Raw genomic sequence first — 10637 nt, 5'->3', positions numbered from 1 at the left:
ATCTTTGCCATTTGTGAATCCGAACCATAACTTCCAACTTATCACTCCCCAGGGAACGAAACAAATTAACAACTATGAGTGATTTTACCTCGCACAGAAAAAAACACTGGACAACCTTATTTTGGAGTTTGGTTTTTGTTATAGTCTCGCTGCAACCGGCAAGCGCGGTTGGCGCATTTCCTTATCCGCAAAAGATGATCCAGCCCGACGGCTCGATGATCACCATTCGTATTCACGGCGACGAATGGTACAATTGGACCACCACTGTGGACGGATACCGGATATTAAAAAACAAAGACGGCTTTTTTGAATATGCCACACAACTTAAATCAGGTGAGATTTCCGGGTCAGGCATCATAGCATCCGATCCCGGGCAACGTACTGTAGCGGAAGAGAATTTTTTATCATCAACGCCCAAAAGCATAGGGATTTCTAAAAAAGATTTTCTCGAAAAACGCCGGGAAAAATATACCGATTTGTTGAAAAGCTCTTTGATGACCACCTACTTTCCTTCGGAAGGAGAAGCATCGTTGCTGGTTATCCTCGCCAATTTTCAGGATACAGACCCCACGTATCCGACCTCGGATTTTGAAGCTTTCATGAATCAAAAAGATTACAACAGCACCGGAAGCTTCAGAGACTACTACCAGGAAGTAAGTGGTGGTTTGCTGACCATAAACTCAAGCGTTACACAATGGCTTTCAGTACCGGCCGATCATGATTATTACGGACCCGAAAGTAAATGGAAAGAATTTGCCCTTCACGCGGTTCAGGCTGCAGCCGATGCCGGGGTAGACTTTTCGGCTTTCGACAATGACGGAGACGGAGTTGTGGAGGGCGTGGCCATCATTCACCAGGGTGCAGGTCAGGAAGTCACCTCCGATCCTGACGACATCTGGTCGCATTCCTATTCCTTCTCTTCATGGGGCGTACCCGAATCTGAAAGAACTTTTAACGGGGTTGTGGTAGATCAATATACCATTCAGCCTGAGTGGCGAAGTTCTGCCGGCGATATGAACACTATAGGGGTAATTTCCCACGAATTCGGTCATAACCTCGGGCTTCCCGATTTTTATGATGTCGATGAAGAAGAAAACGGCCAATTTTACGGAACAGGTGACTGGGACATCATGGCCAGCGGAACCTACAACGGCTCACCAAGCGGTTCGTCCCCAGCTCACCATAATCCTTTCTCCAAAGCCGAACTCGGATGGGTAGATGTTTCGATTATTGACCAACCCGATTTAATATCTCTTGATCCGGTTTATTCTTCGAAACAGGTACTTCGTATCAACAGTCCGGTAGAAAACGAATATTTGTTGCTTGAAAACAGGCAAAGAACCGGATTTGACGCATTTATCCCGGGAAACGGCCTCGTGGTTTATCACACCGATGGAAATCTCATAGAGGAACGACGTTCGTCTAATACCATCAACATCGATAGTCATCAGGGTTTTTATCCCCTTGCTGCCAACGACACCATTAACGATCCCTCCTGCCCTTTCCCGGGAACAAAAAATGTTACAGAACTTACTGATACCAGCTCGCCTGCCATGCAGACCTGGGATGGTCAGGGGTTTAACCGCAGCATGACAGATATTACCCTTGCCGATACCACCATAACCTTCGATTATATGTTTCTGCAGGACGGCACACCACTCGATTTTGATGCCGTTACCATTGACGAACAATCGGTAGAACTGAGCTGGACGCCTTCATCAGATGACTATCCCGTGTTGGTTGCATGGAGTCCGGACGGTGTTTTCGGCGACCCTGTTGACAAACATATTTACGCTCCCGGTGAGACCATTGACGGCGGAGGAACCGTTTTATATTACGGCGATGCGGACACTACAAGCACACACTCCGGCCTCTCCCCTTCCACAAAATATTATTACTCTGCCTGGAGTGATAAAGGAGATATGTACTCTCAAAACCTGAAAGATGAAGCCATTACACGGCCCTCGCCCATTGCGGAATTCCCATGGGCTGACGGGTTCGAAGATCAATTGAATGTCTGGGTAGAAGAATATGTTTCAGGGGAAACATCGTGGTCAACACAGAAACTGTATGTCAATGAAACTCTGGTGGAGCCATGGTCAGGTTCTGAGTATGCAACTTTCTTTGCACAAACTTATTCGGTACCGGTAACACGACTTGTCTCACCCAAACTGGAATTGAAAAGCAGCAAAACTTATCACCTCAGGTTTCGGCATATTCAGCCCGAATGGGAAGGCGACCAGGACGAATTAAAAGTATTGGTTAGAACAGAATCAGCTGGTAACTGGGAAGAAATAACCCGCTATGAGACTCATACGCCCGAATGGACGGAACGACTAATTGAGATACCTTATTCCGAGCCACTTGAAATAGCTTTTGAAGCGACCGGCAATTACGGTTATGGAATCGGGATTGACAGTGTAGAGGTTTATGTTACTTCAGCGTGCGAGGTAAAACCCGACATTTCAGCTTCCGGATTTTCGGCCACCAATATAACAAAAACATCCATGGATTTGTCGTGGGGCCGTGGCAATGGCGATGCCCTTCTCATATTGGCCAGAAAAGACCAGGCTATTACTGAAATACCTGAAAATGGAGTTTCGTACACCGCCGACAGTAATTTTGGCAGTGGCGATGCTCTCCCCAACAACACATACGTTGTTTACAATGGCACCGGCACATCAATGACTCTTTCAGGCCTGGAGCACACCTCGGAATACCATCTGGCCTTTTTCGAATATTACAATACCAACATTTGTTACGAAACAGAAGGTGCTGCCGCATCATTTAGCACCGAACCCAATATTTATGACATAACGGTTGCAGTTACCGATACTGACGGCAATCCGCTAGAAAACGCCATGGTGCGGTTTAAAGAAGACACGCTATATACCGATGCTGCAGGTGAAGCCACTTTCCAGACCATACACAGTGACGATCAGTATGAACATTTTGATGTGTCAAAAGATACCTATTCGGCAGGCTCCGATCGGTTTGTACCTAAATCATCGAAAACCATCAATATTTCGTTATGGAATTTTGATCCTCTTCCACCTCACAATCTTACAGGCAACAAAGATTACAAAACCATTGAACTGGAATGGAGCCCGGTGATCAATGAAAATTTCGACCACTATGTTACCTATTCCACAGAGATTGAAGGATGGACATTTCTTGACAAAGACGGCGCAGACACTTATGGCATCAGAACGATAACCTGGCCGGGAGAAAACGATCCCATGGCCTACATGGTATTCGATGTTTATGCCGATGAAGTGCTTCAGATGGAATACCCCATTTCGGCGTGGTCGGGTGACAAAGTTTTGATTTCTTTTGCAGCACAGGATGTGCAGAGCAACGATTGGATAATCTCACCTTCGACCAACATTAAAGAAGGCGATTTCTTCTCATTTATGGCCCGCTCATTGGATGACACCTGGGGAAAAGAAGTGCTCAATGTGAAAGTACGTCCGGAAGGAGAAGTTGAATGGACTACTTTGTGGCAGGGAGTTGAAGTTCCTGAAGCCTGGACCAGGTACGAATTTCAGCTGGACACCGCCTATCTCGGACAAAACGTGGAAGTTGCCGTACAACACGTTAGCGACCAAACATTTGCCCTCCTTCTTGACGATATCAGGATAGGTCCGGAATTAGGTCCGGTAAGTTCAGAACCTTTATTCCCGTCGCCCAAATCAAACCTCAAAACAGCAAAGAGGGAAAGCCGGACATCACCTGGACTGGTTAAACCGGCCGGAAAAGAGCATCTAAGTCCCTCAAGAAGCGCCCCGTCTCTTTATGCCGGAAATGTAGAATATGCAATTTACAGAGACGGCACAGAAATATACCGGAATTACGGCTTTTCAGGTAATACATTTACCGATGATGTGTCGGATTGCAACGAATATCAGTACACCGTAAAAGCTGTGTATGCTGATGTAAATATGGAATCGTCACCAGCCGAATCTTTACTTGTGGAATCGTGTTACACTGTTCTTTTCACAATCACGGATTCAGAGAATACGCCCATAGAAGGGGCGGAGATAACCTTTAACAATGAAGTTAAAATAACGGACAGCAATGGTGAGGCTGTCTTCACCACTGTTGATTCGGGAAGCAGTCAGGAGTATTCCGTTACTGCCGAAGGATACAGTGACTTACAGGATGATGCAAATATCAATGCCGATACTTCAATCGATGTGGCAATGCAGTTGGCTAATACAAGCATTAGTACGAATTGGAACAACAGGGTTTCATTTATTCCAAATCCCGTCGAGACCAAAGCAACAATCGAAGGGCTTCCCCCCGGAACCTTCAGGGTTGTGCTTTACGACATCACCGGCAAGCAGGTAAACGAGAAAAATATAACCGGCGGTCATACTGTAACAATGGATTTTTCATCGATGCGACCAGGCATATATATGCTGCTGATCGAAGCAGATAAAGGAGAAACTCACCGGCTTAAAATCATCAAAAGGAAGAGTCTTTAGAGTTTTCGGAGTACCGTCCCAAGACTGGGGAATCAGGAATTAAAAAAAGGCTCTGAAAATAATCAGAGCCTTTGGGTGAGCCAATGACGGGAGTTGAACCCGTGACCTCTTCCTTACCAAGGAAGCGCTCTACCACTGAGCTACATCGGCAATTTAAAAACGAAAAAATGTAAATTTCGAGGGATTGAGATTAAATTAATTGTCTTTTCTCAGAGCGGAAAACGGGACTCGAACCCGCGACCCCGACCTTGGCAAGGTCGTGCTCTACCAACTGAGCTATTTCCGCATAAATCTGCTTGCCATCTATTAAGAGGCTTTACATCTGACAAGCGCTGCAAAAGTATAAAAAAAATGGTTTCGACAAAACCCTTTTTGTCAAATTTCACCTGAAAACGGAAAAGCCGCTGCAAACGTTTTTGCAACGACTTTTGCCTATGGAGAGCAGAAATAATGATTAACAAGAAATTATGAATAAAGCAGATTAAAGTGCTTCAGGCCTTTTACTGCTGCCAGGAGATAAAAATTCTGATGCCTCCCTGAAAAGGCTTTTAAAAGCGCTGTCGACCTTCTCCTGAACTGAGGAATCGGATAAAGGGAAAGGCGCTTCGTGACTATATTTAAAATCAAAGTCAGTAACCCTGACATTCTGATTACCGCCAATGCATAGCGTTTTACATATTGCATCGCCCGGAATTACATGATCCACTTTTAATCCCACTGCCTTAATTTTCTTTATCATCTCCAATGTATTATTCTGCATTTTCCTGAATTGATCGATCGAAATAAGAGAAGTAAAAACCTCCCAGACACGGTTACTAAAAGGAATCAGACAATCAGGAAATTTCCATCGGTCTGTGGATGTTTCCCGTTCGCTGATGAACCGCCGTAAAGTTTCAAAAGCCCTGTTATCCAATATACTCCTTGATCGTCCATCCATCTGGTCAAAAGTTGAACCACCGCAAAAGAAAAACGCCTTACTGGAAGAAAACAAATCAAAAGGATTTGACAGTAGCAATATTTCAGTAACAAAAGCACCTATTGAATAAGCGAAAAAGTCTACCGAAGCACCGGTTTTAAACAACGGATGATATCCTGATTTAATATGCCGGGTAAGTTCCACAATGTCGGCAATACTCTGAATCCCAGACGAAATAAAGACGCCGGGCGATAAATCGATTCTCTGACTAAGAGCAGCATTGGCAAAAGAGCTGTTCCCGATTTTTCCATAACTTTTTTCACGACTTCCAACCACTTTATTCATTTGCCTCGGAAAACTCCATGCAGAAGGAGACCTGTTTATATGGTTGGCCAAAGGAAACAGAATGACAGGTACCCCTGTATTCAATGCAAGAACATAGGCCCATGACAGATACTTTTCCCAGGAACGTTCATTCAAACCATGTAACAAAATGATGGCTTTTCGCTGTTCGGCTCTATTCACCGGTTCAAAAACGGCATACCGGAAAAACCTGTTTTTCTCATTGCTTTCGGAAAGTATGTTATCAACCGACTTTTCATGGTTACCGCCTGGAGACGTTATGCCCAATTCCCGGATAACACATGATTCGAAAGAAAATGTATGCATCGAAACCCAATCATCCAACTGATGATAAGGTCGTTCCAAATCAAACTGCTGTTTAAGCCGGTTCTGTAATTCTTTAAGGAAAGTCATATTTCCAAGAGGGTTAATATTTTTATCTGCTAATAATTCGTCCAGATTACCCGGAACTTGTTTCAATTGCAAAGAAGCAATAATTCAGTGAAACAATCAGCTTAAATGTAGAGTATAGCAATAATTTGGGACGAATGAATATGTCGTTGGGACGAATGAAATTATTATGGGGTGAATGAAATTGCAAGGAATTTTGTAATATTGAGTGCGGCATACAAAGGATATTTTTGTCAAACTCATGGCATTTTAAATTTTTGCGCCGGATTTAAATCGTTGTTAATGAGGATGCAAAAAATCAAAGTAACAATGAGTTTGGCAACAAAGATGATTTTTAAACGAGGTTCAATATTGAATCTGCTTTTACGAGAGGTGCTTTTGTCAAGGTGAAAGTATAGGGTATTTTTGAAACATAGTTAACGACCAATTGATGAGAACAGAAAAAGCAAGACCTCCCAAAACAGACTTTCAGACTTGAACTTAATACCGAATGGAAATCGACACAAAGGTTGGTGTAATAAACACAATTTGATTATTGGTTTCTGACAATTATCATTATTTTTGAACTCAACAATTATCCTGATTTGTACATAAATTATTAGTAATGAGAATTTAAAATATTAAGCAATACAGGCAACCCCAAATAGAACCGGAGAAATAGATAAGTTGACCGTTTTCGAATCGGTTTTATCGAACAATAGTCTGTTAAACTTTTGCAAGATGTTGCAACCTAACTGCTGGTGATTACAAGGCTTTGTTTGTTAAAATAAAATATATCAATATTATAGGAATCATCTAAAATCTTATATCTAAAAATCTAACGATCTATTAATTGAACAGACCAGGTTAACCTGCATTATTCATAAATTATCTATTACGATGCTCAACTATCGGAAAAACACAAGCGTCCTCATCAAATTTGTCTGCGGTTGCTTGCGTTTTTTGATATTTGAACATCTCATGACGAAAACTTATGAATAAAGATGGTTAAATCAACATCGCAATATATATCAATGGGAAAAGCGAGGCGACAAATACCGGATTATTTTGTGACAAAGAAAAATACGATACTGCAGGTCGTATTTGCAACCTTGTTTGCTTATATTTTTATTAATATTTACCGGCCGTTTGGATCGGGAGAGTGGTATAATGTAACATGGTGGGAATTTTCATTTTACTCAGGATTGCTTGTCATTGCGGGGATGCTTATCGTTTTCATCAGTCGCATTTTCCTGATGTTTCTGATAAAAAAGGAGCAGCCCGTCACCATAAGATACTACGTACTGATGGTTTTAGGCGAGATATTGTTCATGGCAGCAATGTTTGCTTTCCTTCAGAAAACGGTAATGGATGACAGACGTAATTTCTTGTATCTCCAATATCTGGCCCTCCACAATACGGCTCTTATCCTGCTCATTCCTTATGTGATCAGTCTGCTTTTCTTTGCATGGAAAGCCAAATCGATCAGTTTTAACAATCTGCTGCAGCAAATAAGAAGCAGCTCCAGCTTTATCTCATTTCATGATGAAAAGGGTATATTAAGAATATCTCTGAAAACAAACGACTTACTCTATCTGGAATCTTCAGATAATTATGTATCCATAAAATATCTTCAGAATAACCGCCCTAAATCGGTACTGATTCGTAACACGTTAAAGAACCTGGAAAAAGAATTCGAAAATTCGTTCCTGCTCAGATGCCATCGTTCATATATGGTAAATGTAAACAAAGCAAGCATGGTAAAAAGAGAAGGAAACAACATGAAATTGCAAATTGAAAGCCCGGACAATATTTTTATACCTGTATCGAGGGGATATGCTCCCGTTGTAAAAAAATTTTTTGAAGGAGGAATGAATTAATACAGCCAATGACCATTATATTATCATTGACATAGTAGCAAGCAAAATAGACTGTTAGATTAATTGCAAACAATAGGTTTACAATATATTGAAGGTACTACCCTTATTTAGTGGTTAAATATTTGTTGAAATATAGTTATAAATGTGGTTTAAATATTGTTGAAAAAAATAAAATACAACATATAAGCTACGTTAAACTATATTTTAACTACATAATGCTTGTCTATAAACTTGCAAAAATTTTCACAATATGTGTGTCTGTTCAGAAAATACCAGTTGCAAGGCTTGCGAAGCCGCCAAAACCGGAGTTTACTAATCGTAAATGAGGATTTTGGAGGCGAGCGTAACACAGCAAGTGGTACTTTATGACCAGACACTACATATAAACAAATTGCAAGTTGTTATTAAATTCGTGGTAGAACCATATTTTGCAAAAGTTTAACGGACTATTGAAGCACAAAAAGAAAAAAATATCGCATTACATAAAATCGTTCAGAAATGTACAGAGTTGTTATAGTAGACGATGAGCCCGGTGCTCTCTCGGTCCTAAGCAAAATGCTCAACAACTATTTTGATTTCGAAGTAGTTGGAACATTTTCAACCACCGATAATCTCATCGAAAATATTGCCGGTATCAGGCCACACGTTCTTTTTCTGGACATTCATCTTGGAGAAAAATCCGGTCTCGACATTGCACGTGAATTATACCATAACCGCTGTAATACTAAGATAGTATTTGTATCAGCATTTGATAAATATGCCATTCAGGCATTTGAATACAATATTATTGACTACATGCTCAAGCCGGTTAGTAATGAAAGGCTTCGTAAATGCATTCAAAAAATTGAAGCAAGTCTTTCATCTGAAAACAAAAGCCCCATACAGCAAGCTCAGAAATCCGGGGTTTCAGACTCTTCACAGATAAGATTCAATACGCAGAACGGATTCATTCTCATCGATCCGTCAGAAATTGTTTACATGGAAGCAGACCATGTATATACCAAAATAGCAATGACACATCAAACTTCGCATTATGTTGCCCAAAACATTGGCAAAATCCTTCCCCTGATCGACAGTGTCAATTTCCTGCGAATTTCAAGATCTGTCGTCATTAACGCCAAATATTTGAGAGAAGTTAATCGTACCCAAAGACAATGCACAATTTTCGACGGAGACAAAGAATTTGTACTGGAAATTACTAAGCCGGGGCTTAAAATGTTAGACGATCACTTTAATTAGTGCCTTTCCATAAAGTGCCATTTACTGTGTTACACTCCTCCGAAAATTGCTCATTTACAATTAGTAAACTCCGTATTTTCGGACTTCGCAAGCCTGGTAAATGACACTTTCTGAACAGACACACATATTCTAAAAATTTTTTGCGAGTTTATAGACAGGCACTAATTAGTTTCTGTTGGTAAACTCAGCAGCCGGTTTAAAAATACTAAACGCAATGACGCAAAGCTTTCAATGTGAGAAAGTTGTTGTTTATCCCCTGAATTTTACAAACGGTTGATTACCATTTGTTTGTAAAAGTACAATGAAGTATTGTAAAGTCCCGTTTGTTGCGTTACGATAGCAATTGGTACTTTATGGACAGTAATTAATTATTTATAAAATCAGAAGAAATAATCATACCTCTCTCATAATAAAAATCTTGCATCTTAGCGCCTTTGCGTTTAGATTTTGTTTAACGATCTATTGGCATAAAAATCCGTTTTAAAATTACAAAACTCCCTTTCGTTAACTGAAGTCCATGATTCAGAAAATGAAGTCCACGTTTCAGAAAACCATCTGTTTTTTACTTTTTCCATTCAATTTAATCTTGCATCTTTGAAACGTGTAATAACAAACCCAACCTTTGGAAATTCGGGCAATCAACTCCTTTTTTCTATCCGCATCCTAATGAGGATTTTTGGGGAACATGGTCTTAAAGGGAGAAAAGTTGCCCGAATTTTTTTTGCTGCTATGTCCTCCCAATCAACAGATCGTCAAAATTAATTAGTGTCTGTCCATAAAGCGCCATTAACTGTGTTACGCGCACCGCCAAAATACCATTTACGAAAAGTAAACTCCGTTTTTGGCGGCTTCCTAAGCCTTACAACTGGCACTTTCTGAGCAGACACACATATTGTGAAAAATTTTGCAAATTTATAGACACACACAAACTACAGGACAAAACAATTTTTGAAAAACTGTTTTGAAAAAATTCGCTTCGTTGTCTGAAGTGCACGATTCAGAAAAAAACTCCCGCGGTTCAGAAAACCATTCAAAAAATACTTTTTTTCAAAACTGATTAATGCCATCTTTGAACCATTGTGTAATGCGAAGCCTAACCCTTTGCAATGCCGGGTAATCTTTTGTGATTCTCTCCTCCTCAATAAATTAGCACATGGTCTTAAAGGAAAACACAAAAGATTCCCGGCTTTTCTTTTCCCGCTTTATCAACACCATCAACAAAATCCAATACCTTTGCATCAAAAAGACATTAAGTAGTGTCTGTCCATAAAGTGCCATTTACTACGTTACGCTCGTCCGAAAATTACTCATTTACGATGAGTAAACTCCGTATTTTCGGACTTCGCAAGCCTGGTAAATGACACTTTCTGAACAGACACATGA

4 protein-coding genes and 2 tRNA genes are annotated in these 10637 nt (G+C 40.7%); 3 read left to right on the top strand and 3 right to left on the bottom strand.

The window, feature by feature from the left end; translation table 11 throughout:
- The first annotated feature begins 74 nt into the window (after positions 1-74).
- Positions 75-4487 carry a M6 family metalloprotease domain-containing protein gene (locus tag OQ5_RS0108995; protein ID WP_016777170.1) on the top strand — a complete coding sequence of 1471 codons (4413 nt, stop codon included), beginning with the start codon at positions 75-77 and terminating at the stop codon, positions 4485-4487.
- 78 nt (positions 4488-4565) lie between these two features.
- Here the strand turns inward: OQ5_RS0108995 and OQ5_RS0108990 are convergent.
- The 3 genes from OQ5_RS0108990 to OQ5_RS0108980 all read right to left on the bottom strand — a co-directional run bounded on the left by OQ5_RS0108990 (position 4566) and on the right by OQ5_RS0108980 (position 6231).
- A tRNA-Thr gene (locus OQ5_RS0108990) sits at positions 4566-4637 on the bottom strand.
- Between the two features lie 63 nt (positions 4638-4700).
- Positions 4701-4773, bottom strand: a tRNA-Gly gene (locus OQ5_RS0108985).
- A 195-nt stretch (positions 4774-4968) separates the two neighbouring features.
- Positions 4969-6231 (bottom strand): DUF6051 family protein, encoded by a 1263-nt coding sequence (locus OQ5_RS0108980; protein WP_255297458.1) that lies wholly within the window; start codon positions 6229-6231, stop codon positions 4969-4971.
- A gap of 908 nt (positions 6232-7139) precedes the next feature.
- On the opposite strand from OQ5_RS0108980, the gene OQ5_RS0108975 reads away from it, so the two are divergent.
- Both OQ5_RS0108975 and OQ5_RS0108965 read left to right on the top strand, forming a co-directional pair.
- A complete protein-coding gene (locus tag OQ5_RS0108975) occupies positions 7140-8015 on the top strand; it encodes a LytTR family DNA-binding domain-containing protein (RefSeq protein ID WP_255297457.1) in 876 nt (291 codons plus the stop codon).
- Positions 8016-8513: 498 nt separating this feature from the next.
- Positions 8514-9254 (top strand): LytR/AlgR family response regulator transcription factor, encoded by a 741-nt coding sequence (locus tag OQ5_RS0108965; RefSeq protein ID WP_016777166.1) that lies wholly within the window; start codon positions 8514-8516, stop codon positions 9252-9254.
- Positions 9255-10637 lie beyond the last annotated feature (1383 nt).

Origin of the sequence: Anaerophaga thermohalophila str. Valhall (genome assembly GCF_000250735.1) — a bacterium.
Taxonomy (GTDB): domain Bacteria; phylum Bacteroidota; class Bacteroidia; order Bacteroidales; family Marinilabiliaceae; genus Anaerophaga; species Anaerophaga thermohalophila_A.
This window is presented reverse-complemented; position numbering and strand designations above follow the sequence as displayed.